The organism is Indolivaga alginatilytica (assembly GCF_003201355.1).
Taxonomy (GTDB): Bacteria; Bacteroidota; Bacteroidia; order Bacteroidales; family Dysgonomonadaceae; genus Dysgonomonas_A; species Dysgonomonas_A alginatilytica.
In genome coordinates, this window is record NZ_QICL01000034.1 from 1 (window position 1) to 25,941 (window position 25,941).

Annotated in this window: 11 protein-coding genes; 2 read left to right on the forward strand and 9 right to left on the reverse strand. The window is 38.9% G+C overall.

Annotated features, from left to right (window positions below; all coding sequences use genetic code 11):
* Positions 1-437: 437 nt before the first annotated feature.
* Positions 438-2,345, forward strand: a complete 1,908-nt coding sequence (gene dnaK, locus CLV62_RS18455) for a molecular chaperone DnaK (RefSeq protein WP_110312258.1) — start codon at positions 438-440, stop codon at positions 2,343-2,345.
* 160 nt (positions 2,346-2,505) lie between these two features.
* Here dnaK and CLV62_RS18460 read toward each other — a convergent pair whose 3' ends face one another.
* From CLV62_RS18460 to CLV62_RS18495, 8 genes are all read right to left on the reverse strand, one after another.
* The gene (locus CLV62_RS18460; protein ID WP_110312259.1) at positions 2,506-5,445 is read right to left on the reverse strand and encodes a glycosyl hydrolase; all 2,940 of its coding nucleotides are present in this window, start codon (positions 5,443-5,445) and stop codon (positions 2,506-2,508) included.
* 193 nt (positions 5,446-5,638) lie between these two features.
* Complete coding sequence (locus CLV62_RS18465; RefSeq protein ID WP_245904127.1) at positions 5,639-7,135, reverse strand: alpha-N-arabinofuranosidase; 1,497 nt, start codon at positions 7,133-7,135, stop codon at positions 5,639-5,641.
* Positions 7,136-7,199: 64 nt separating this feature from the next.
* Complete coding sequence (locus tag CLV62_RS18470) at positions 7,200-8,603, reverse strand: glycoside hydrolase family 28 protein (RefSeq protein ID WP_245904128.1); 1,404 nt, start codon at positions 8,601-8,603, stop codon at positions 7,200-7,202.
* A gap of 55 nt (positions 8,604-8,658) precedes the next feature.
* Entirely contained in the window at positions 8,659-10,119 is a 1,461-nt protein-coding gene (locus CLV62_RS18475; protein ID WP_110312262.1) for a glycoside hydrolase family 28 protein, read from the reverse strand.
* Positions 10,120-10,230: 111 nt separating this feature from the next.
* The gene (locus tag CLV62_RS18480; RefSeq protein WP_245904124.1) at positions 10,231-12,537 is read right to left on the reverse strand and encodes a GH92 family glycosyl hydrolase; all 2,307 of its coding nucleotides are present in this window, start codon (positions 12,535-12,537) and stop codon (positions 10,231-10,233) included.
* Positions 12,538-12,878: 341 nt separating this feature from the next.
* On the reverse strand, positions 12,879-15,524 hold the full coding sequence (locus CLV62_RS18485) for a glycoside hydrolase family 3 C-terminal domain-containing protein (RefSeq protein WP_110312263.1): 2,646 nt from the start codon (positions 15,522-15,524) through the stop codon (positions 12,879-12,881).
* Positions 15,525-15,688: 164 nt separating this feature from the next.
* Positions 15,689-17,404 (reverse strand): RagB/SusD family nutrient uptake outer membrane protein, encoded by a 1,716-nt coding sequence (locus CLV62_RS18490; protein ID WP_110312264.1) that lies wholly within the window; start codon positions 17,402-17,404, stop codon positions 15,689-15,691.
* A 12-nt stretch (positions 17,405-17,416) separates the two neighbouring features.
* Complete coding sequence (locus CLV62_RS18495; protein ID WP_245904125.1) at positions 17,417-20,443, reverse strand: SusC/RagA family TonB-linked outer membrane protein; 3,027 nt, start codon at positions 20,441-20,443, stop codon at positions 17,417-17,419.
* Positions 20,444-21,386: 943 nt separating this feature from the next.
* Here CLV62_RS18495 and CLV62_RS18500 point away from each other — a divergent pair.
* A complete protein-coding gene (locus CLV62_RS18500) occupies positions 21,387-24,959 on the forward strand; it encodes a glycosyl hydrolase (protein ID WP_110312265.1) in 3,573 nt (1,190 codons plus the stop codon).
* 59 nt (positions 24,960-25,018) lie between these two features.
* Here CLV62_RS18500 and CLV62_RS18505 read toward each other — a convergent pair whose 3' ends face one another.
* Positions 25,019-25,933, reverse strand: coding sequence for an AraC family transcriptional regulator (locus tag CLV62_RS18505; protein ID WP_110312266.1), 915 nt, complete (start codon positions 25,931-25,933; stop codon positions 25,019-25,021).
* Positions 25,934-25,941 lie beyond the last annotated feature (8 nt).

Genomic DNA, 25,941 nt, shown 5'->3' on the forward strand with positions numbered 1-25,941 from the left:
TTCAAATATGGACTCGATTATATTTTTGAATACCTTTACAAGGCTTATTACAAGCAGAATATAGACCCGTGTAAATTTTTGTCATGTACTGAGCACTTTTGTTACTTTTGTTACCTTTCTAAACAGGAAAAACTGATATACAATATATTAACAAAAACGAAAAAGTAACATTCAGCAGTCACCTTTGTCACTTTATCGATTACTTTTGAGAGTTTTTGTAACGAATGTCACCTTATTAAGAATTCATGAGTATGCCCTATTCTATTTTCAGATATTTCTATGCTCTTAAAGGATATAAGGCGATCTAAAATCATTCTGTCACTTTGTCATATTTTATTTTTTTGTGTTTTTTGGCACAAGATTTGTTTATTCTCTAGTGTCGCAGCAAAAACGACAAATCAGACTAAAAAATAACAAATAAAATATATAATCAAGAAATGGGAAAAATAATAGGAATCGACTTAGGTACCACAAACTCTTGTGTTGCCGTATTAGAAGGTAACGAGCCAATCGTTATTGCAAACAACGAAGGAAAAAGAACTACACCTTCTATTGTTGCTTTTATTGAAGGTGGCGAACGCAAAGTGGGTGATCCTGCAAAGCGTCAGGCTATCACAAACCCTGAAAAAACAGTTTCGTCAATTAAAAGATTTATGGGTGAAACCTGGGATCAGGTTGCAAACGAAATCGGACGTGTACCCTATAAAGTAGTAAAAGGTGATAACAATACTCCACGTGTGGATATTGACGGTCGTCTTTACACTCCACAAGAAATATCGGCTATGATACTTCAAAAAATGAAGAAAACGGCTGAAGATTATTTAGGACAGGAAGTAACGGGAGCTGTTATTACAGTGCCTGCTTATTTCAACGACTCACAACGTCAAGCTACTAAAGAAGCAGGAGAAATCGCAGGTCTGAAAGTAGAGCGTATTGTGAATGAACCTACAGCAGCAGCGCTTGCTTATGGTTTGGACAAAAAACATCTGGATATGAAGATTGCAGTGTTCGACCTTGGTGGTGGTACATTCGATATTTCAATCCTTGAATTGGGTGACGGTGTTTTCGAAGTAAAATCTACAAATGGTGATACTCACCTGGGTGGAGATGACTTTGACCAAGTAATCATCGACTGGTTAGCAGAGGAATTCTTAAGAGAAGAAGGTCTGGATTTACGTAAAGACCCTATGGCTCTTCAACGTTTGAAAGAAGCTGCTGAGAAAGCTAAAATCGAGCTTTCAAGTGCCACTTCTACAGAGATCAATTTACCCTATATTATGCCTGTTAACGGAATGCCAAAACACTTGGTTAAAACATTAACACGTGCTAAATTCGAGCAACTGGCAGATGCATTGATACGTGCTTGTATCGAGCCTTGCCGTAACTCGCTGAGAGACGCAGGTCTTACTGCCGGAGATATTGATGAAGTTATTCTTGTAGGTGGATCGACTCGTATTCCTGCTATTCAGGCTGAGGTTGAGAAATTCTTTGGAAAGACTCCTTCCAAGGGTGTAAATCCTGATGAGGTGGTAGCAGTAGGTGCAGCTATTCAAGGTGCTGTATTAACCGGAGATATTAAAGATGTGTTGTTGCTTGATGTTACTCCACTTTCTTTAGGTATCGAAACTATGGGTGGTGTAATGACTAAACTGATCGAGTCTAACACAACAATACCGACCCGTAAGAGTGAAACATTCTCAACAGCGAGCGACAATCAACCATCGGTACAAATCAATGTATTGCAAGGTGAACGCCCAATGGCGAGAGACAATAAACAAATCGGTGTATTCAATTTGGATGGTCTGCCACCTGCACAACGTGGTGTACCTCAAATCGAAGTAACTTTTGATATTGATGCCAATGGTATTTTGAAAGTATCTGCAAAGGATAAAGCAACCGGAAAAGAGCAATCTATCCGTATCGAAGCTTCTTCGGGATTGAGCGATGCCGAGATCCAAAGAATGAAAGACGAAGCTGCTGCTAATGCAGAATCGGATCAAAAGGAAAAAGAAAGAATTGATAAGCTTAATCAAGCGGATTCTTTAATCTTCCAAACAGAAAAACAATTATCTGAACTGGGCGATAAGATTCCTGCTGATAAGAAAGCTCCGATCGAATCTGCTTTGAATAAAGTAAAAGACGCTCACAAAGCTCAGGACATTCCTGCACTTGATGCAGCAATGGAAGAATTGAATACTTTGTTCCAAGCATTAAGCCAGGAGATGTACAATGCTACCGGTGGAGCAGCAGATCCAAATCAACAAGCAAATCCAAATCAAGGAGGTTCACAGCAACCAAATAACGATGGTGATGTAACTGACGTTGATTTTGAAGAAGTGAAGTAAGGACGATTACAAACGATAATCAACATAAGAAAACCGCAGTAAGACATTGTTTTACTGCGGTTTGTTATTTTAAAATCATTGTATGTATGAATATAAGTTTGTGAATAATGAATATCGAATCAATCAATTATAAATCATCTATCCAAGACATAATACTATATTATTCACTTCTATTAAATATCATCACAGGACCTAATAGCCCCGAAGAAATTAACTTATCATCAGCATTCCACTGTTTACGAGCTGAAAAAACTTTACGCTTCGAAGGACGCTTTTTTCCTTTCAACAGCCATTCAGGCCATTCTTTCATAGTCCCTTCCTTATTATACCCGACATCATCTGCCAACTGCTCATCACCAATAAGACGGTTAGGCCACAAATTCACGACTTCTATTTCCAGTCTGTTTTCACCTGCTTTAGCAGCTTCAGTAATATCAAAACTATAGGGCGCACGCCAAGCAATACCCAGATCTTTTCCATTCAATTTTACACGGGCCATTATTTCGACCTTGCCCAAGTCCAATATTACCGGAAGCCGATCCCTGAGCATTTTATCATCAATGGTAATGATTTTTTCATATCGGGCTGTACCACTAAAGTATTTAATTTCTGGATCAGTGTGCTCACTCCACGAAACAAGTCTAGGTAATTCTACTTTTAAAGGAGTTCCCGATCCTTTTGGAAAATACAATACCCAATTATTATTTATGGCCGTCTCATTCTGCTGCTCTTGTTTTGGATTAAATAGAGGCAAACTCGCATCTGCCGAAGGTCGAAAAATAACAAACCAACTTTTTGCGGCATTAAACGGAATACGTAAGGTGGTTGTACCACCTACATTAGCACTGATATCTATTCTATATTTTTCACCTGTTTCCGCATCCCATAATTCCGCTTTTTTTCCATCTACACGAAAGGTACAGGTTGCCGTAAATTCTTTATCACTCGTATTTGCTAAAAAATAGCACTCTTCATTATCAATTGTTCTGTGTATATATTTTAACCAGTAATCAGCAGTGAAATCACGGGGAATTCCCATACGAAGCAAAGCTTCCTCAACAGTCATATCACTATAAACAGTTCCTTTTCCCAAGCGATTTTCTTTTGTTATATAATCGCCTGTTCCCCATAGTTCACCCACTAAAATCCCTAGTTTTTTTTCTTCCTCTCTATAATTAAGAAGCCCCGGTACAGATTTCGGGCGGTTACCCAGCACGACGGCTCCATTGCAAACCAGATTACGGATGTGTGTAAGCATTGCCACCGTCATTGTTTCCGAATCGGGTAACAGAAGAAGTTTATATGCGGGACGATTAGGAAAATATAATCCATTGTCATTCATTTCTACCTTCTTAAATGCGTCCTGTCCTATAACATCATAGTCGTATCCATCTAATGCTAATCCGGCAAAACGCTGCCAGGGTTCTTCCGACTGAAGAGCCAATACATCAGCATAAAATATACCTTTTTGTAACATATATTGGCAACGCGAAATATAGGTATGCCATGCTGTCGAAAACTCCCACCATGTATTAGTACGTTCGTATTTAGAACCCCACCTATTCATTTGGATGCCCGGGCCTTCGACATCAAAGTATTGTGAAGAAAAACGATGAAATACCAGACGGTTTACTCCACCACTGAAAGCTTCATCTACCAAAGGTTTCATTGTTGCAGGATGCCATTGCCAGCGCTCGCTACCCGAAGAAGTTAAAGCCTCGGCAGCTACAATAGTAGTTCCGTTCAAATGTGCAGCAGAGGCCATCGATTTGATGGTTGGATCAAAATTTGGGTGCCAGCCTACAGGTATCCAGAATTCGGCCATCGGTATATCTACGTATTGCACCACGTCCATATCATTGGCCGGAGTTGTATAACTTTCATAAGACAACTTTAATCCTTCTTTATGGGCTAATTGCTGAAATTCTTTCACATAGTTTTCCACAAAAAGCTCACTGATGGTTTGGCGTAAGTCATACATAAAACGTTCGGTTTCCTGCAGGGAATTGATTACACGCCCTGTTAATACAGGTAACCAAGGCAGGATATCGTATCCGCGACGTTCCTTAAATATTTGATCAAACCCCGGAGTCCAGTTCTGACCACCACCTTCCCAGCTATCAATATGAACGGTTGTAAAAGCCTCACTAACTGCATAGCTCTTCAATTTTTTCACCATTTCGTCGAAATGGAAACGAGTGGCTTCTTTACTTAACTTATCTGTTTCGGGACCAATCACTTTATATGTTACCGGACCTATGCTGCTTCCTGTCCACTGATGACCGAAACGAATAATTGTCCATTCGCCTGCGGGTACATCCCAACTCAAAGTTCCATCCTTTTGCATTTTCGCTGTCAGGTTAATGACCTTGTTTTGTTGAATAATAGCCTCTTTAGGAGCTGTTTCTTTTAAAGAAGCACTTTGAGTGCCTCTATACATCAGATAGCGAGGAAAACCGGGCCACTGTAACTCTTTATACGTAAAAGGGGCACAAGAGTAGCGAACGGGTCCCGCATTACCGGGATTCTGACTGCTTTTTAATGGAAAATCAGGGATAATATAACGTTTCTCTGCAACTGTATCTATAACCCCCACAGCAATGACAGCTATATCGCGATAGTCATCTCCCAGTCCGGGGCTCTTTAATTTCCCGTTCCACTGTTTTCCTCCATGGATATATGTTTCGCTGCTTACAACCCATTGCATAGCCAACTCAGGCTTCACCCACGGGCCACCGGTTCCCCAGTACCCCGCACCGTTATTACCTCCAATTTCCATACCCAATCGTTGTGCAGTAATGGCTGAGTGATGGAAAATTTCCTGCCAGTTCTTATCATTATATACTACAGGGCCATTGGGACTATCCTGATCTACATCAAGAGCAATTGCTCCATTTATACCTGCACGATGCATGGCTTCGAGATCTTTCTGAACCCCTTCCTTACTGATATTTCCATTCACCCACATCCAGTAAACCCACGGTTGTACCTCCTTTGGCGGATTCAGGAATAAGTCAGAACCCACCTGAGCTATACTTTCAACCGCAGGGCAACTACTTACAATTAATGCTAATGCTATATTCAGGGCTGTCCTTTTCATATTTGCAGATTTTTGTTAATAATAGGTTAGATAAGTAGCAGAAAAAAATGTTCTCGTATTTTATTTCAGAATCATAGCTCTCTGTTGCAGTTATGCTCACCTTTTTTTAACCTTATAATAATGTGCCGGGATAGTCGTTAATCAAAAAACATCAAGATAACCGATCCGACGGAAAGGTCAGATCGGCTATAACTTATTCCAATTCGAGCATTACTACCGATTTAGGAGGCAATTTCACAGATAAGTTTTGCTTATCCATCTTAACCCCTTTGAAATCGGACGGTTTTACTGTATTAGGTTTATCAAACGTATTATGATCATTTACCTGTGGCGAAGTCAATATTTGCCCCGAGACTTTACTAACTCTATGACCTTTAATATCGCATGAAACAATCTGTTCATTACTCAAATCAATATTTACAAGTGTAATATGCATTTTTCCGTCTGCATCTATTGAAGCCGAAGAGTTTACCGCATCCATTACTTTGCCATTGTTCTCACACTTATTGGAACTTAGTATCATAGGCAACATCGTTGCTTCCTGATGCACTTTGTAAAGATCAAAAACCCAATAAGTAGGAGTCAATACCATTTTCTCGTTGTCGGTGAGTATCATTGCCTGCAAAACGTTTACCATCTGTGCTATATTAGACATTTTCACGCGATCGCAATGCTGGTTGAATATATTCAGTGTAACACCTGCTATGATCGCATCACGCATTGTATTTTGCTGAAAGAGAAATCCCGGATTGGTTCCCGGTTCTACATTATACCATGCCCCCCATTCGTCAGGCATAAGGGCTATTTTTTTCTGTGGATCGTATTTATCCATAACAGCCGAATGTTTCTCTACCAATTCCTGCATAAAATAGGCTTTACCAATAGTTCTGTAATATTCGTTTTCATCAAATTGGGTTGCCGACCCTTTGTCTTTCCAATCATTAGGAACCACATAGTAATGCAACGATACTCCGTTCATTCTGTTGCCTGCTTTTTGCATCAGAGTCTCTGTCCAATTATAATCGTCAACATTGGGTCCTCCTGCTATTTTGAATAACTTATTCTCCCCATAATTACGGCAATAGGTTGAAAATCTGAGGTACAGGTCAGCATAATAATCAGCCTTCATATTTCCGCCACAACCCCAGTTTTCGTTTCCTACTCCCCAGAATTTTACTTTCCACGGTTTTTCCCTTCCATTTTGTTGACGTAATTTAGCCATAGGACTTTCACCGTCAAAAGTGATGTATTCTACCCATTTTGACATTTCTTCGACTGTTCCACTACCTACGTTTCCGCAGATATAGGGTTCACAATTCAATTGCTCGCATAAATCAAGAAACTCATGAGTACCGAAGCTGTTATCTTCAACAACACTCCCCCAGTGTGTGTTTACCATTTTAGGACGGTTTTCACGAGGGCCTATGCCATCCATCCAGTGGTATTCATCAGCAAAACAGCCTCCCGGCCAGCGCAAATTGGGAATGTTGATCCGTTTCAATGCTTCAACAACATCGTTGCGGATACCTCGTGTATTAGGGATCGATGAATTTTCACCAACCCATATACCACCATAAATACAGTGCCCCAGATGTTCGGAGAATTGTCCGTATATATGTTTACTGATGGTCTGCGTTCCCTGATCCGCATTAATAACCATCTTATTTTCCTGAGCCGATGTATTGCTCATAAACAGGCTCCACAGAGCGGCTGTAAATAGAATGTTTGATAATTTCATGATAATATGATTTTGATTATTTTACAATTCGTTGTTTCTCCTTATTCCTAAAAGCCGCTTCACCTTCAAAATTGAAAACTTTAAGGTTCGTAACTTCATAGCTTTCCAACGCATGAGAGAAATAATCGGGTTTGTTGTCTCCCCATCTGACAGAGCTATTTCGAATAGTGATGTTTGTAGCCTTGTCGAAATAAAATCCTGAGGTACTTCCTTTTACCATACCTTCCACTTCTGATGGGCGACGGTCGTAAATACCTCCATTATGTGATGTTGTTTTATTGACAAAGAGATCGACTTGGTCGAAATAAACATCCGATATCTTGTCGGCAGATTCGGCACTCACATAAATCCCGTTTTCACCCGAACATTTAATGTTACTGAATGTTATGTCCCTCACCTCACCTACACGACCTTCAGTTGCCCCTTTAGGAAATCTCCAGTTAGCATCTTTGTGGTTTATTTTTGCACGGCGGTAGGCTGTTATATAGATGGGCTCGGCTTTTCCCCACCATACATCCGAAAATAAAACGGACTGTATAATCATATTCGAAAAGATAACATGAGACACTATACCCTCGTCTCTGTTCTGAATCCCGATTCCACGATTACTTGCATTAATTATACAGTTGTTGAAAACCACATTGCGTATGGTATCCATGTTCTCGGAGCCTATCTTGATGGCGCACGATCGGGATGTCATGGTGCAGTTTGTAACCGTAATGTTTTCGCAACTGCCAAATTCTTCGTATTCGCGTCTGTTTTTTAAACATATGCAGTCATCACCCGATTCTATATAGCAATTGCTGATTCGCACATTTTTGCTGTGATCTAGATCGATGCCGTCACTGTTTCTTACTTTCAGGCTATTTAATAACGTTATGTCTGAAATACTAACATCATTACAACCGATCAGGTGAACAGTCCAATAAGCAGAATTGCGAATAGTAAGGTCTCTTATCCTTAGGTTTTTGCCCCCTACAATAGTTATCATGTGAGGGCGGGGATCGATCACATTAAAAGGTTTAAGTATATAACTGTCGTCAAGTTCTTCACCCATAAAAGATATACCGTTACCATCTATAATGCCGCCTCCGCAAATAGTCAGATTCTCAATATGTTCACCGCCGATCCAGATTGTACCTTCACCGGGATTCTCTCTGAACGCACTTTTTTTATATACTTTCTCATCGGGGTTTGCGAGTAATACAGCTCCCGTTTCGACCTGAAATTCAATATTCGATTTCAGGTCAAAAGGCCCTGCCATAAAGGTGTGCCCTGCGGGTATAATCACTTGCCCTCCTTTTGCAGCATGACAGGCGTTAATAGCCTTTTGTATAGCTTTTGCATCATCGGATGTACCATTGCCTACTGCACCATAATCTTTGATATTAAAAGTTTTTGATGCACCGTGAGTAACCATGGTAAATGATAGTGTAAATAATAAGGTATAAATAAATTTAGTCATTGTATTTCTATTATTTATTGCTGATATATCCTCTGTGTACGAATTCGCCGCTGATCTGATCGAATGACATTGCTTCGGTCTGATCGGGAGCCGGATTTGCTTTAATCTTATCTAAATACAGATTTTCGATCTTCTCGAAGTTAAAGGCTTTCTGCCATGTAGGTTCAGGTTTCTGCTCGTCCCATTTTACAGAACATTCATTTAAGGTCAGATTCTTTATATTCATAAAGTGAAAAGCATGTTTCGACCGCTTGTCAATGGCATTTTCGGGCTCCATGTAGAGGTTGACATTGTTGAATCGTATATCTTCCATAGCACTGTTATATCCTTCGAGCCGGACACCACTTTGGCTGCGTGCTGAGATATTGTCGAAACTTACATTTTTGATACTTCCTGTTTTCGATTGGGGTGTCCTGTTGGCTACAATCAACCAGATAGGATCGCCATTTCCCCACCAGAAACATCTTTTTCGCTCGGTCTTTATGATGATGTTCGAAAAATGGACATCGGAAACATTTCCTCCATCGCGTATTATCATATTTAAACCTCTGTTAGCTCCATTGATTACACAGTTTGATACGGTGATACGGCTAAAATCGGAATGCGATTCAGTACCTATTTTCAGAGCGGCAGATGATGAGCGGAGTATACAATTCGTGATTACAATATCTTCACAAGACATACTCTTACCTTCATTCTTGCTTGTTTTTAAACACAAGGCATCATCGCCTGTATCTATTATGCAATCCGATACTAATACCTGACTGCTTCCGTCTATATCCAGGCCATCAGAATTTACACCATTGTCGGAACTGGATGTAATATAAATTCCCCGAATAAATACCCTGCTGCACCATTGCACATGAAACGTCCAGAAGCCCGATTCAATCAGTTGAATATCTTCGACAGTCACATCATGGCAATTAGTCAGATTTATCAATCCCGGACTAGGGGCTACACGTCTGTATTTTGTCCTGTAATCTGCTCCGTATTTGGCTGCATTGGCTATTTCCCTGCCTGTGATAAGCTCGGTCGGATCGAATTCCGCTTCTCTCGTATATTGCTCTCTGACACCTTGACCGTGTAACCGCCCTTTACCCGATATTTTTATATTTTCGCAATCGAAAGCTGCAATCAGTACATTTACCGATTGGGCATCGGCTGCTCCGTGCTTCATGCTCTTACCTTCGTAGTCAGCTTTGTTTTGTGATGCATAAATAGTTGCACCTGTTTCCAGATTGAAGTTTACATTGCTTCTCAAAAACAAGGTTGCCGAAAGGTATTCGCCGGCAGGAACAACAACAGTTCCTCCTCCGTCTTTGGCGCAAGCGTCAATTGTTTGCTGAATGGCACTCGTTGAGACTATCGTTTTATTATTTTTCGCTCCATAATCCCTAATATTATAAATTTTCGCCGAAACTCCGCTTATCGATACCAGGATTGCAAATAGTATACTTATTCTTTTTTTCATCGTTTTTAAATTTAAGGTCACAGACCTTTTTATTACTTTGGCAAACACAACAGCAATAGTTTGTTATAATCAGAAAGGATATCATTAAATACTTTCATTTATTTAGAAGTCTTAAAGAAGGCAGTCGCTAATCTGATTTCCCCACGCTTTATTGGGGGTTGATCCCATTTCAAATTCTAATATTCCTCCATTGGTAATATCCGAATGTGAGAAATAATTCTTTGTATATTCTTTGCCATTCAGTTTTGCCGATTGGATGTATATGTTTGCCGATGAAGCGTTATGTGCTACGATCGTAAATTGCTTGCTATTTTCGAGACGGATGGTTGCTTTTTCGAAACTAGGACTGGCTATCATATAATACGGTGTTCCCGGGCAAACGGGATAAAAGCCTAAGGAGGCAAATACATACCATGCCGACATTTGACCCGCATCATCATTACCCGATAATCCTCCCGGATCATCTAAATATTCGGTATCCATGATATGCCTTACTTCTTCCTGAGTACGCCACGGCTGTCCGCCATAATTAAACATGAAAGGGATCTGATGACAAGGTTCGTTTCCGTGCCAATAAAGCTTTTCGGTAAACATCGAATCAAGTTTTGCCAGATATCTGTCTTTGCCTTTCATTTTATCAATAAGCCCCTGTACATCGTGTGGAACATACCATGTATAATGTGCCGGAGTGCCTTCGGTAATAAAAGAAGCAAATTCAAACGGATTAAAATCTTTAATAAATTCGCCCGACATATAACGCCCTCTTGCATATCCGCTAGAAGAGTCTATTACGTTCCGATAGTTTTTTGACCTTTGTTTCAAAACGGCAGCTTCTTCTTTATTACCTAATGCTTCAGCCCATTGTGAGAGGGCAAAGTCATCAAAAGCATATTCGAGTGTACGTGAGACTTGTTCTTTTTTGTGAAATGCATCTGGTACACTGTCTTCTAAAGGTATATATCCATATTTGAGATAAGAAAGCAGTGCCCTTCTTCCCATTCCATTTCTGTAATCGTCTATATTATCAGGGGTAAGAAATGCGTTCTTGATAGCTCCTTCGTATGCCGATTGAACATCGAAATTGCGGATTCCTTTTATATATGCATCCGATAAGGTTGCTACGCAATGATCGCCTATCATTGCCGCAGTATAGCTGTTCCAGCAAGGAAAAATAGGCATCCAACCCCCTTGCTGATATTTTAATGCCAATGACTGCATCATTTCTCCCGACTTTTGAGGTGCTATAATATTGAGAAGTGGATGCAAAGCACGGTATGTATCCCACATGCTGAAATCGTCGTAATAATTTCCGTTCTCTATTTTCAGAATGGGCTCGCCTTTCGAAAAAATTGGGTATGAGCCGTCCACATCGTTAAACGTGCGTGGTAGAAAAGAGGCTCTGTACAGTGCACTGTAAAACTTCCGCTTGTCGGTGATATTTGATGTTTCTACCTGAATGGCGGATAATGTTTCCTCCCATTTTTTTTCTAATTGGCTTTGTATTGATGCAAAATCCCAATCGGGAATTTCCGTATCGAGGTTTAAGCGTGCATTTTCCATACTTGTAAATGAAGACGCTGCTTTAACCAAAATCTGCTTATTGGCAGGTAAGCGGAATTTCACAAATGCTCCAATATTTTTTTTATCTGAAATTTGAGTTTGTTTCTCAGATATATTCTGATCCTCGAAAATACCGAAAGAAGAAATGGCACCATCGAAACGAACAATAAAATAGCCGTTAAAGCCTGCCTTCTCTCCCCATCCCTGATAGATGCGATGAACAGGATTATATCCTCTGATCTCTTTTTTTACAGTGTCTATTTCTATATACCCTTCGCCTCTGTCACTATTGGGATTGACAACTAAATAGGCGTTATCGTCAGCATAAGTAAATCGGAATATGGCAGACCGTGATGTACCGGTCATTTCAGCCTTGATATTGTATCGGTCGAGATCAACCGAATAGTAGGCTGGAGTGGCTATTTCCGAATCGTGGCTAAATTGTGATGCTCTTTCCCGTGGCAAGCAGATAAGCTTTCTTGATACAGGCATCAAAGTCATCGATCCGTAATCTTGTGTACACCCTCCTACGATCCAGTGCGAATTGCGGAATCCTTGCAAAAGCGTGTCTTTGTAATAATAAGGAGCAATACACTTTTGCTCTGTTTCCCTTGTTTGTGGGGTCCAGAAATTCATGCCGTTCGGCTCTAAAACAGCAGGCAGCGTTTGAGCATATTCTTCCGAACCCTTTCCAAATCGTCCGGCTTGCTTGGTTATAGATGCTGCTGTTCCCACACGGGTATCTATGTATTGCAGATATTTTGTGTCCGCTTTTTCACTGTTGTTTTTACAGCCTGTAAAGAAACATAGGCTTGCTGTAAGCAGTATTCCGATCATTTTGGGTTGTAAATCTATCATAGTATATGTTTGTTAATTTCGATCTGAAGATTAGGCTTTTCTTCAAAATTCATAAAGGATATCTTTAATTTGCTTTTCATGTTTTACATAACTTGACTAATATACACTTTATTAAGTGTTCGGCAAACAATTAATAATAGAGTTTATATTCAATAGATTGTTATATTTTCGGTTCATACTAATTTAAACACAGAGGTCACAAAGTTTCAGCACTGAGTATATCTATAATACCTTGGTTTTCTTTGTGTTTAGATCGCATTTATCCAATGACTATATATGCTTTTATTAAATATAAACTCTAGACTAAACAGTAAGAATGAATTTTTTGAGAACTATTCATATTAATTAGACACTAATTTATTTTTATTGCCCTCTATCTTGATTGTTTTTATTAAAAACTTATTCGTGCCTTCAAACTTTTTTTCCGGTTGACAGCCTCCGATAGATAGTTGAATATTTCCGGGAGACACGGTTTGTTCTCCTGAATCATTCCATCTGGAGATATCTTTAGGTGTCAGAACAAACTCTACTGATTGACTTTCACCTTTTTTCAGAGCTATCCTTTTGAATCCTTTTAAGGATCGGACGAGATTATGGTTGTCTTCTAAAAGGTGGCTTATGTAAAGCTGAATAACTTCTTCTCCGTCTCTCTGACCTGTATTCGTCACATTAACTTTTACGGAAATAGTGCCGGTGGTGGTTACTTTTTCAGGTACTTGCAGATTATCATAGGCAAAGGTTGTATAACTCAAGCCATGCCCAAAAGAGTAAAGCGATTCGCCTTTAAAATAGCGGTATGTTCTATCCTTCATCGAGTAATCGGTGAATGGGGGTAAATCTTTGTCATCTTTGTAAAATGTTACGGGTAATCGCCCTGAAGGGTTGTAGTCTCCGAATAGAACATCGGCTATAGCTGTACCTGCCGATTGTCCTCCATACCAAGCATTGAGTATGGCAGGCAAATTTTTATCCTCCCAATCAATAGCGATTGCACTACCCGTCATCATAACAAAAACAACTGGTTTCCCTGTCTTTTTAAGTTCTTTCAATAACATAGTCTGTATCTTGGGTAGTTTTATTGTTGTCCTGTCTCCATCCTGAAAGCCTTCACAATCGACACCATTCTGTTCTCCTTCGAGTTCCGGGGAGATGCCTCCTGCAAATATTATAACATCAGCATCTTTTACTCCCATAGCCAGACTATTCAGGGAAGGGTTCTCTATTCTCCCTAAATTAAAAAAGAGTTTTCCATGACGTCCCTTCATCACAGCTTCTATGACAATTTTATACTCTTTTCCTTTTTCGAAAGTCGAAGTGTAAAGACCATTGGGTTTAGTTTTACCCTCAAGTGCATCTATCTTTACTTCATTATTTATAATCAGTTTAATACGCTTGTCGGTATCGATATTCAGAGTTTGTACCTTGGTTTCTTTTGGTCTGAATAGGGTTGTATACCGAACGGAAAAAGAGGTCGATTTTATCCCCTTGGCTATTTCGGTTTCACCCATATAAGAAAGGTCTATGTCTTTTTGTAATTCGGAGAGAGCTGTACCACTAAAATCGAGATTATTATAGTATTCGGCATAATAACCGGTATTGCCATTATAGGTAAACTCATCCCTTCTATCCTCGCTGACAAAGGAGTCTATATCTATATAGTCTACCATCTTTTGATAATACACTTCTGTTTGTGGACTTACTTTCCGGCGAATACCCTCCAGCAGATTTACTATTTTACTCGGATATCCATGATAATTCCCCAAAAGCCCGATTTCAGTCGTAGCATTGGGTCCTACAACAGCTATCTTTCTCAAGTTCTTACGAAGAGGTAAAGTTTGGTTTTCATTTTTTAAGAGTACAATAGATTGTTGAGCCATTTTCAGTGCATGATCTTTGTGTTCCTGACGGTCTAATGCATCAATGGTGATGTTTGAGTATTTAACTTTATCCTGAGGGTCGAAAAAACCTAATCTGAAACGAATTGTAAAAAGCCTTTTGACAGCTTCGTCAATTTTTCGTTCTTCGATACGACCTTGTTTTACTGCTTCAACGAGGGTTTTGAAGGCAATATCACGAATGCAATCCAGATCGGTTCCGTGCATTACTGCGTCTACAGCAGCAGAAATAGTATCGGGATGTGTTTTATGATAGGTGTAAAAATCGTCTATTGCTCCACAGTCTGATGTTACATAACCCGTAAATTTCCACTTGTTGCGTAAGATGTCTATCATCAGTAAATCATTTCCGCAGCAAGGTCTTCCTGCATAGGCATTATATGCACACATAATTCCCGTCACTTTGGCATCTACTACAAGATCTTTAAATGAAGTAAGATAAGTATCCCACAGATCGTATGTGCTTACTTCCGTATTAAACTCATGGCGTAAAGATTCGGGACCACTGTGTACGGCATAATGCTTGGCACATGCCGAAGCTTTTAAGTAGTCAGGGTCATCGCCTTGCAATCCCCGAACAAAAGCTTTGCCCAATGTTCCTGTCAGATAAGGATCTTCTCCAAAAGTTTCATGTCCCCGCCCCCATCTGGGATCACGGAAAATATTTATATTGGGCGACCAGTATGTGAGTCCGTAATAACTTCCAAACTTTTTCTTGGCGGAAGTATCATTGTAAACAGCCCGTCCTTCTTCTGCTGTATAATCAGCCATTTTTAGTATCGAATTTTCATCCCATGTTGCCGCCATACCTATGGGCTGAGGATAGACGGTTACTTTATATTCCGCCAGTTTACCAACCCCGTGTAAGCACTCATTTTGCCAGTCATAGGGAGGTATGCCAAGTCTTTCAATGGCAGGTGTGGTACTTGCCATTTGTAAAACTTTTTCTTCAAGTGTTAACCTGCTTACCAAATCTTCGACACGCTGCTCTATGGGTAACGATGTATCCCTAAACAGATATTCTTCTTTTTTCGCACATGCCAGAAAAAAGAAAATAGCAACCAATGCCGGAATTATTTTATATACATTCATTTCCGTTCTATTGTTTTAGTAGTACAATTTGCTCTTTTTTTAAGGCTTAACTAGTGTTTCCTTCTAAAAAAGATATAAAGACATAAACTTTAACCTCGAATATCCAAAACATCAAAAACTCCATCTCACAAGAGCATATATGAGATGGAGTAAGTAATTATATATCAATAATCGTAACCGGGATTCTGATTAATAATATTTTGCAGATAACGTGTCCAGTTATAAGGTAACGGGCGATTTATATATTCGTCTTTAAAGGCATTATCTCCAAATACCTCCAGTGCTACTACTGCCCGTTCATTCATCTTTTTTGTTATTACTCTTTCTCTTAATTTACCTGTGCGTTTCAATTCGAGGAAGCGTCTTTCCTCACCAATTAATTCACGGGCACGTTCATCTAATATATTATCGATAGTGAGCGTGATAGCGGGGGCCGAACCTCCTGTTGCAGACCGGTTTCTGAGGTCTCGTAAATATTTCGATCCATCACCTGTACCTGCTTTCAACGATGCTTCCGCTGCAATCAGGTATACTTCACCTAAACGAAATTCAAAGTGATCCCTTGTTCCACGTTCGCCTCCATCGTTATATAGTGCTTTGCTGTCAAAGAATTTTTTTATTCCCGGATATGCATACCACATGGAAGAGCCGTTTTCTTTACCTCCTTTTAAGGATACATCATAATATTCGTCGAAGTTGACAACAAAATAATTTTTCGTTGCTTTTTCGGCAGCCGACATTGGTTCGTCCGGATAGGTAACGTAAACTAACAGGTCTCCAATATTAGCAGCTCCAAATACACCTGCACTTTGATCTTTTTTCTCATTCGCATAATATTCCCGCTGAAACGACTTGTCGAAACGACTGTCCCATGTTCGGTCAAATAAGCGATATACGGCACGTGTGGGTGCATAAGATCCCATAAAGCGTTGAGAATATTCTGCTTTTGCTCCCATTCCGGGTATAGGAAATACGTGAGGTTGAAACGCCGAATAGTCGGTATTTCCTCCCCAATTGGTAACCAGATCAGTGCTGTACTGTACGGAGAAAATTATCTCATCATTAATCTCGTTGCCTTCTTTAAATATATCAGCAAAATCGGGTAATAAGCGATATCCTTCATTTTCAATCACATCTACCGATAAATCGTAGGCTTTCTTTGCATCTCCGCTTTCGGCATATGATTTATAGGCACGGGTCAAATACAGTTTCGACAGTAGCATCTTGGAAGCTCCCCGTGTTACACGCCCAAATTCACTTTGGGAGTTTTTAGGTGCCAGAGAATTGTAACTATCTTCCAGGTCTTTTATAATGAAACTATAAATATCTTTTTCGGGGGTACGCTCGGCTGTGAGTTCAGGCGAAGTAATTTCGGCGGTAAGTAAGGGTACATCACTAAATTGTTCAACCAGATAATAATAGCACAATGCACGCAGATATTTAGCCTCTGCTGCCCGTTGGTCACGCAATTCTGTTGTGATGGCTGCCCTTTTGCCATATGCAATAACCGAATTAGCTCTCTGTATTAGATTGTAGGAGTCGGCAAAGAGAGAATACAGGTCTCCATTTTCAGAATTAAACGCAGCTTTGTAATACTCATTAAATCCTGTAAGGAATTTATTATCTTCCTTATATTCCACTCCTCGTCCGGGAGACGTATAAGCATCTGTACCTAATATAAACGGCGATTTATTGCGGGTAACGTATCGTACCGGTTCGTACATACCTTTAACCATGTATTCATATCCGTCTTTTGTTGCAAAAAATTTGCGTGCCTCCATTGTTCCTCCCGGTTTTTCTGTCAGGAAATCACTGCAAGAAGTCATCAGGAGAAAACTTACAACACATAAAGTCAATTGTTTAATATATATTTTTTTCATGATATTTTATCTTTAAAATGCAACATTGACACCTAACATATATGTGGATACCGAAACGCTACCATTATATGTGGATGTATTATCAAATTCGGGATCCAGTCCTGTGTAATTTGTAAATAGGAAAGGATTGATTGCACTGGCATACACTCTCAATTTCGACATATGGACATTTTTTATCCATTTTAGAGGTACATTATATCCTAAGGTAATATTCGATATACGGACAAAAGAACAGTCTCTGTACAATAGCAATTCTTTGTTACCTGCATTAGTTCCGGGACGGTAAAACTCATTGGATGGATTTTCGGGAGTCCAATAATTCACTTTTAATTGATTTATTTCGCCCAGATATTCGTTTGAAAGTTCTGCATGAAAACTACTGCGTTTCATTTCGCCTTGACGTGTGTATGCGAAAATTGCTAAATCTAAATCTTTATAAATGAATGTACTACCCACACTACCTGTCCAATCGGGAAAAGGAGTACCACGTATTATTTTATCATATTCGGGAGTCATCAGACCATCTCCATTCTGGTCTACTTCCTTTACAGCACCCGGTAAACGAGAGTACTTAGCGGCTTCTTTTTCTTCGCCTAATTGCCAGATTCCATTCCAGTCATAATCGTAATGAACCTGCACAGGTTTTCCGATAAATAAATTTTGATCGGGATAATCTTTATGGTTGCCGAATATTTCTAGAACCTGATTCTTATTTGTTGCGAAATTAAAGACCGTACTCCACGTAAAGTCTTTGGTTTGTATATTAACTGTGTTTAAAGATATTTCGAGTCCCGTATTACGGGTTTGTCCGATATTTACAGCCGAAACATCCGTAAAACCATTGGTTTGAGGTATCTTTTGTGCCAATATAAGATCTATGTTGTCCTTACTATAGAAATCAATAGTACCGCTTATACGAGAAGAGAAAAAGCTGTAATCGATTCCTAAATTGATCTCTTTACTTCTTTCCCAACCTAGCTTGTCGTTCGCAATACGATTTAAGTATTGTCCATTTGCGTTGGTGCCGCCAAAATCATACTGAGTATTCGAAACTCCCAGGATAGTAGAGTATGGGTCCACAACATTATTGCCCGATTCTCCATAACTGATTCTAATTTTCAGGTCATCAATATTTCTATACTCTTTCAAAAATCCTTCCTCCGAGATACGCCATGCTACGGCTGCGGATGGAAAAAATCCCCATTTATTGCCTTCGGCAAGTTTTGAAGAGCCATCGGCACGTCCTGTGAATGTAAATAGATATTTATCGTTGTACGTGTAGTTGACACGAGCCATAAATGATAATAACGATTGTTTGTTTTCGGACGATGAACGGCTTTCCACTGCTCCTGCTGAACCGATATTATGCCATTTCGAATTATATGGAAGGTCTTTAACAGCAATGAAAGCACTTTCATGCCCCGATTTGTACATACTTGTACCTACCATTGCATTGATGTTGTGTACTTTTTTAAACAGCTTGGTGTAATTAACTGTATTATCCCATGTAAAAGAATAGCCATTATTATTAGTCAAATTAGCTTTAGGTAATTTAGTTCCTGCACCGGTTTTTGTATAAGTGTCGGCAGAATAACCAAACCGGTCGCTATATACATTGGGGGCAAAAGCTGTACGAGCGTTTAAGCCATCCAGTATTTTGTAGTCCAGAAAGAAATTGGTAAACAAATTTAATTGGCGATAATTTGTGTTTTCGTTTCGGGCATCAAACAAAGGGTTCGTAAATCTTTCAGGACGGTATGCCTGAACAAAGAATTGTTCATTACCGTTTTCATCATAAGGTGAGGCTGTTGGTCGTAATCTGAAAGCAGATCTTACGGCTTCCGACGAACCTCTGTCTATATCCGCAAAGCGTCCGTAAGCCGATAGGCCAACAGTTACATTACCTTCTTTAACTTCTACTCCTACTTTGGCATTGTAGCGTCTAAGGCGTTCTCCTTCTACACTTCCTGTCTGATTTACATATCCGATCGAGAATACATGGTTTTCTTTTTCAGTACCTCCTGTACCACTCAGTGTATGCATGGTTTGCATTCCGTTTTGCAACGTGTAATCACGCCAATCGGTAAAATTGCCTTTTTCGGCATTGTCTTTTTCAAAACCCACCAAAGGATTATGCCACGACCCTCCGGCAATTGCTTCTTTGGCATATGCAACAAATTCTTCTCCATTAAACATTCTCGGCAAATTAGTGGGAGTTGTGAAACCAACAGTTCCGTCATAAGTTATTATATTACGACCTACCTTTCCCGATTTGGTTGTGACGATAATAACCCCGTTTGCTCCACGAGATCCATAAATAGCGGCGGCCGAAACATCTTTCAGGACGTCAATCTTTTCGATATCACTGGGATTAAGAGCATTTAAGTCTCCTCCGATAACACCATCCACAATAACAAGGGGATTGGAAGATTTCTGGATAGAGTTTACACCTCTTATTATTATCTTAAAATCGGTACCGAGCTTGCCATCTCCTTGCGTAACATTTACTCCTGCCATTTGACCTCTCATTGCCCCCAAAGTAGAAGGTTCTCCTGTTGCCTTAATTGTTTGGTTGTCTATTGATTTGACTGATCCTGTCAAATCGCGTTTTTTCATTGTCCCGTAACCTACTACTACAATTTCATCCAGATTCTGCGAGTCATCCAATAAAACGACTTCCATCGACTTTCTATTGCCTGCAGGAATTTCTTGTGTAATAGAACCTAGAAAACGGAATACGAGAATACTGTTATCGGAAGCTTCGAGAGAAAATTTCCCGTCTGCATCAGTGAGTGTACCTTTGGTTGTTCCTTTTATAAGGACACTTACACCGGGCATGGTCTCTCCTTTAGAATCTTTTACAACGCCTGTTATCATCGGTACCTGTTGACTTGATTCAGTATTCCTTGCAGATGTGTCATACTGATCTTCCGACACAAGAGCATTTCCGCTCAACGGAAAAGCGAAGAGTATGAATACAACGTTGCCCAAAACCCATTTTAGGGACAACCTTTTTTTACTTAAATTTTGTTTTTTCATGAAACATAGGTTAACGTGGATTAATATTATAAATAAGGAAAAACGAACGGTGTTTGTTATGCCACAATGATTTAATTGAGCTGGTTATACTCTTTTCTTTCTTATCTGTGGTCTTTTAAGTAATTCAAATGGTTTTGTGTGTATTTCAAAGCTATAACCATCCATAACTGTTATACGTTAGAATCAATAAAATAATTAGTACTGGAAGTTGTTGATAATGTTATTTTTCTAGTAAAATCAATTTTATAAGGATGTTCTGTTTTTTAAGCTCTTATCTCATATTTTATTTTAAATATATTTTGACAAATATAGAACCGCATATTTCTTTATTATTATCTTTCCTGACTTTAGTATATTACTATTTGATATAAGCAGATTATTATACAGTTTTACTGTTTCTATAATTTGGCATAGTTAAAGAGTGAAAGTTCTTATGAACTAAAAATTATCCATTTGTGGAGATTTGGACTTATAGATATGTGTAAATCTATAGCATATAGAATAAGAAGCATGTAAAACACCTATTCCTGAATGAACAGAATATAGATTGAGGAGTTGACATTAATACTGTTTTCACATAGAAATTAAAACCAATATTTTATACTGATTTTATATTTTGATACTAATATTATCAAATTAAATAAAATATAATAAAATTAAAATAAAATCATCAAATCAAAAAAAAATACCATAATAGGTAACTTGATTGAACAGTGTCAAATTTATATCCTTAGAAAATATCGAGAAGCTATTTTTATAAAAAAAGTAATGCAAAGCTTTGCATTACTTTTTACAGATTGAAATTTTCTTGTATCTGATAAATCGATACTTTTGATCTTAAATAAAGCCCTGATCCAATAAAAATAGAAAATATTATTGGATAATTAATGTTACTATTACTACATACCCAACTTTGAATTTTTAGGTATTAATCGAAAAAACTATGAAAAACATTTGCCTTATTATCAGCCTTTTTCTAAGTGTATACATCATTGCCCAAGAACAACGCTTCAAAGGATATCCTTCACTTAATAATAATATGAATCTCGAAGCTGATTTTGCTCATCCGCCTAAAGGATATGGAAATGTCCCGTTTTATTGGTGGAATGGCGATTCTCTCAATCGGGAAAGATTAGCTGCTCAGTTAGACATTCTACGCAACGCTCCGATTGACGGTTTTGCAGTGAGCTATATTCACTCTAACCCCAAAGTGGATAAAGAATTAAATAAAAATGGATATGGGCGTTTTGGCAGAACAGATCCCGGAAGACCCGAAGTTTTTACGGATAAATGGTGGGATATCTGGAATTGGTTTTCGGGGCAATGCGCCAGCTATGGAATAGGATTGGGATTGGATGATTATACTCTCGGCTGGGTAGGAAACGGGTATTGGACTGACGAAATAGTAAAGGAAAAATCATTTCAAGATTACCAGGGAAAACTAAAAATCGAGACCATCAGTGTAAAAAGAGGTGAGACAATAAGAGTGCTATTAACTGATAATCTATTACAGATCGTAGCATTTCCGGAAGCAAAAACATTGAAGTCGAATGTCCGAAACAAAGAACTCGTATGGCAAGCTCCGACAGATAAAGATTGTAAAGTATATATAATTCGTACCGGTTCGGCTTATGAATTGCACCCCGATTATGGAAAAAGGGTAGTAGAAACCTATTTCGAGAACTTTACCCGCCATTTGGATGAGAAGGCTCAAAAAGGAATGAATTATTTTTTTCAGGACGAACTCGATTACCCTCTTACAATGCTTTCATGGTCTGAAGATTTGCCACAGGAATTTCAAAAAAGAAAAGGGTACGATATACTTCCTTATCTTCCGGCATTGGTCGATGATATTGGTGATATAACCCCTAAAATACGATTGGATTATGCTGAGGTATTGACTCAACTGGCAGAAGAAAGATATTTTAAACCGATATTTGATTGGCACGAGAAGCGAGGCTTAATTTATGGATGCGACAATAACGGGAGAGGACTTGAACCCATCGAGTATGTTGATTATTTCAGAATGACGAGCTGGTTTACAGCTCCGGGGAATGACGCTCCTGCACGTGGGTCTAGTTTTCCGCAAACTAAAGTATCCAGCTCTATCAGTCATTTATATAAGCGTCCCCGTACTTGGCTCGAAGCATTTCACAGCATGGGTTGGGATAGTAATGGTGAATGGCTCACCAAACAGCTTGATCATCATCTCTTAGCCGGAGGTAACCTTGTTTGTATGCACGGGCTATATTATTCTACTCATGGAGGATGGTGGGAATGGGCTCCACCTTGTTTCCATTTTAGAATGCCTTATTGGCCTCATATGAAAAAATGGTTGGAATATTCCGAGCGGCTTAGCTTTCTGTTAAGTCAGGGAACTCATGTGTGCGATATTGCCGTAATGTATCCGACCGAAACCTTACAGGCTTATCCGAATGCAGATACCAAAGGAATGTGGGATTTAGTAGATAGTCTTAGTATCAGAGGACTCGATTATGACTTTATAGATTATCAATCATTACAAAAAGCAGATATTCAAGACAGTCAATTATCAGTATCAGGCGAAAAGTATAAGATTCTGATATTAGCCGATATGAAAGCCCTGCATCATAATACATTACTAAAAGTTCTCGATTTTCATCGCAAAGGAGGAATTGTAGTTGCTACAGGAGCATTACCCGTTGCAACCTCCAAATCAGGAGCTAATGATCCCGAAATTAAAAAGATTCTTGATGAAATATTTAACACATCATCCTTAGAAAGGAGGCAGAGCTTTTTTGAACCAGATATGAATAAACTCCTTTCTATGATTCCGAAACTGATCGTTCGGGATTTTATCCCTCAAAACGGTAAAGGACGGGTGCTTCATCGCAGAATCGGCGAAAAAGATGTTTATATGGTGGCTGATGTAGCTAAAGATTCAGAAATATTTTTCCGTTCCAAGGGAAAAGTTGAACGTTGGATTGGCGAAAGCGGTGCAATTGTAGAGCAACCGATTTTGCGTCAGACCGAAGACGGAACTTGGGTACGTTTCGACGGAGAAGAAAATAATTCACGTTTAATAGTCTTCTCTCCCGGATCACCTGTTTATGAGAATGTTTCAAACAATAAGATTCAGAAAAAAACAGTTCAATCCATAGAAGGGAATTGGGATATTGATATAATACCTACCATGCAGAACAAATGGGGAGATTATCGTTTGCCTGCATCTGATGCATATATTGGGGCAGAAGCTCGTGACTTCTCCTATAAATTGGTTTCTTCTCAGTCAATCGGTACGTCAGCACCTCTTTTCGATGCTACTTCTCCGAAGGGAGTTTATGGCTATGCCCCATATATGGAAACTCAAACGCTGCCTGCAACGTTAAATCTTAATGAATACCTTTCTTCGGAAGATAATCTGATAAAAGGGAATTGGAAACCCTATTGTTTTTCTTGGCAATACGGTGTTTTTGACAGTCCCGGCAGTCAGGGTTATCACGGATTGAAAGGAAAAGTAGATAATCGTTTTATCATTCTCGATCAGGGAGGACACCAACTGTTCAGAACTTATGCTTATGCTGATAAAAAGGGTTGGTATAAAATAGAACAAGAAGGTACTGCTCCTGATTTTATATCTATTGGCAACAAGCCTGTAAATGATAAACGAATATACTTAAGTGAGGGTTGGCATCCATTGGTAATTGCCTACGCCAACACACCCAAAGAAGAATATAATCTGGAAGACAAAAAAAGCTATAGTTGGGACGATCGTAAACGAAGTGCCTTGGTCTTATATCCCGAAGAATACCCTGCCTTGTCAACAACTTCGCCTTATGATCATATAATTTCCACAAAATGGTATAATACAGGGTATTTGCCTTTCGACCCTTACGCAGGGACTAACGGTAATTGGTATTACCAATTTGAGACAGCTCCCGGAACTAAAGAATTAGTGATGACTATAAAAGGCACTCTCACTCAATTGTGGATTGATGAAAAAGAATCAGATAGAAATCAAATACAAAAAATGGGGCAGGACGGAATTTATCGGATTAAATTGAATAAAAAGAATTCGGGTATAAGTACTGTTACCCTCTTGGCAAAACCCGATAGAGGATTTATAGGACCTGCATTATTCTCTAAACCTGTTGAGTTGACTTGTGAAAACGGACAAATGCCTCTTGGAGACTGGTCTCAGTTTGGTGCTTTAAAATACTATTCGGGAGGAATGCTATACAAGAAAAAAATAGTAATAACAGAGGATCTGTATAGAAAAAATGCAATCCTTAATTTAGGAGGAGTTGATGCAACATGCGAAGTGAAAATAAACGGAAAAGAAGCCGGAGTATTGATTAGTCCACCTTATCAGCTTGATATAACCAACCTTGTAAAAAAAGGAGAAAACGTTATAGAAGTATTAATTTATAGTACACTATCCAATCATTACCAAGATATACCATCTGCGTATAGAGGAGTGCCTCGTGCCGGATTACTTGGACCTGTTGCGTTGGAATGGTTATACTTGCCAAAGTAATAAAAAGGTTTTAGACCTTGATGTCAGACCCTTTTATTGCTTTGAAATGGGGGCGAATATTATGAAACAGACCCTTCGGTTTGCAAAAAACGCCCCTGTGTAACCTCTCTGTATTTAATCGGTGAAACTCCTGTTTTCTTTTTGAATGTTATACAAAAATAGTAAGGTGTTTCGAATCCGACTTCAAAAGCAATCTCTTGACTAGTCATAGATGAATTGGTCAGTAGCTCTTTACTTTTTTGTATACGTATTTCTTGTATATAATTTGCAGGAGAAAAACCTGTATATTGTTTAAATAACTTTCGAAACCAAGAATAACTTAAACCCACATTAATGGCTATATCTTCAATATTTATTTTTTCATTATACTGCTCTCCCATTAATATCTTCGCCTTATTGATCTGATTCAGGACTTTAAGGTCTTTAAAAACAAGTTGTTTATTTTCGGCATATACATAACCTAACAAGAGATTCACTATACCGGATAACATCTGCTGAAATCCAGCTCCTTGATATTTTGCTACTTTTACTGCCAATTGATACAAATGAATAATGTCATCATTGATACCTACATTTAAAACGGGGTTACTTTTTTTGAAAAAGCCTGAATTTACTTTGTTAGTTATGTCAAGGCCCTCAAATCCAATCCAGAACTCATACCAACCGGTAGCTTTAGATGGCTTGTAATTATGCCATTCTCCCGGAAATAACAAAATAAAACTTCCTGCTTCAATAGAAACTTTTTTTTTGCTTGATGATACAAATTCACCTTTCCCATCAGCAATGTATATTAGTTGGTATTCGTTTAGTATTCGCCCCTTTTCTGTAGAGAATATATATCTGGTCGGGTGCTTTTTTGATGGATATGGAGTGTTGATTCCAATTCTTTGGTAACCAACAGTATTAATAACAACTCCCCAATCTATATCCTGTTCATTCGATAATAAATATTTTACATGTTCTGCACTTTTCATATTAGTAG

What these genes read in the sequence shown, in the direction of transcription:
- CLV62_RS18470 (WP_245904128.1), bottom strand. Translation starts at nt 8,603, where the DNA reads ATGGTTACTCACGGTGCATCAAAAACTTTTAATATCAAAGATTATGGT.
- CLV62_RS18460 (WP_110312259.1), bottom strand. Translation starts at nt 5,445, where the DNA reads ATGAAAAGGACAGCCCTGAATATAGCATTAGCATTAATTGTAAGTAGT.
- CLV62_RS18495 (WP_245904125.1), bottom strand. Translation starts at nt 20,443, where the DNA reads ATGAAAAAACAAAATTTAAGTAAAAAAAGGTTGTCCCTAAAATGGGTT.
- CLV62_RS18485 (WP_110312263.1), bottom strand. Translation starts at nt 15,524, where the DNA reads ATGAATGTATATAAAATAATTCCGGCATTGGTTGCTATTTTCTTTTTT.
- CLV62_RS18505 (WP_110312266.1), bottom strand. Translation starts at nt 25,933, where the DNA reads ATGAAAAGTGCAGAACATGTAAAATATTTATTATCGAATGAACAGGAT.
- CLV62_RS18465 (WP_245904127.1), bottom strand. Translation starts at nt 7,135, where the DNA reads ATGAGCAATACATCGGCTCAGGAAAATAAGATGGTTATTAATGCGGAT.
- dnaK (WP_110312258.1), top strand. Translation starts at nt 438, where the DNA reads ATGGGAAAAATAATAGGAATCGACTTAGGTACCACAAACTCTTGTGTT.
- CLV62_RS18490 (WP_110312264.1), bottom strand. Translation starts at nt 17,404, where the DNA reads ATGAAAAAAATATATATTAAACAATTGACTTTATGTGTTGTAAGTTTT.
- CLV62_RS18480 (WP_245904124.1), bottom strand. Translation starts at nt 12,537, where the DNA reads ATGATAGATTTACAACCCAAAATGATCGGAATACTGCTTACAGCAAGC.
- CLV62_RS18475 (WP_110312262.1), bottom strand. Translation starts at nt 10,119, where the DNA reads ATGAAAAAAAGAATAAGTATACTATTTGCAATCCTGGTATCGATAAGC.
- CLV62_RS18500 (WP_110312265.1), top strand. Translation starts at nt 21,387, where the DNA reads ATGAAAAACATTTGCCTTATTATCAGCCTTTTTCTAAGTGTATACATC.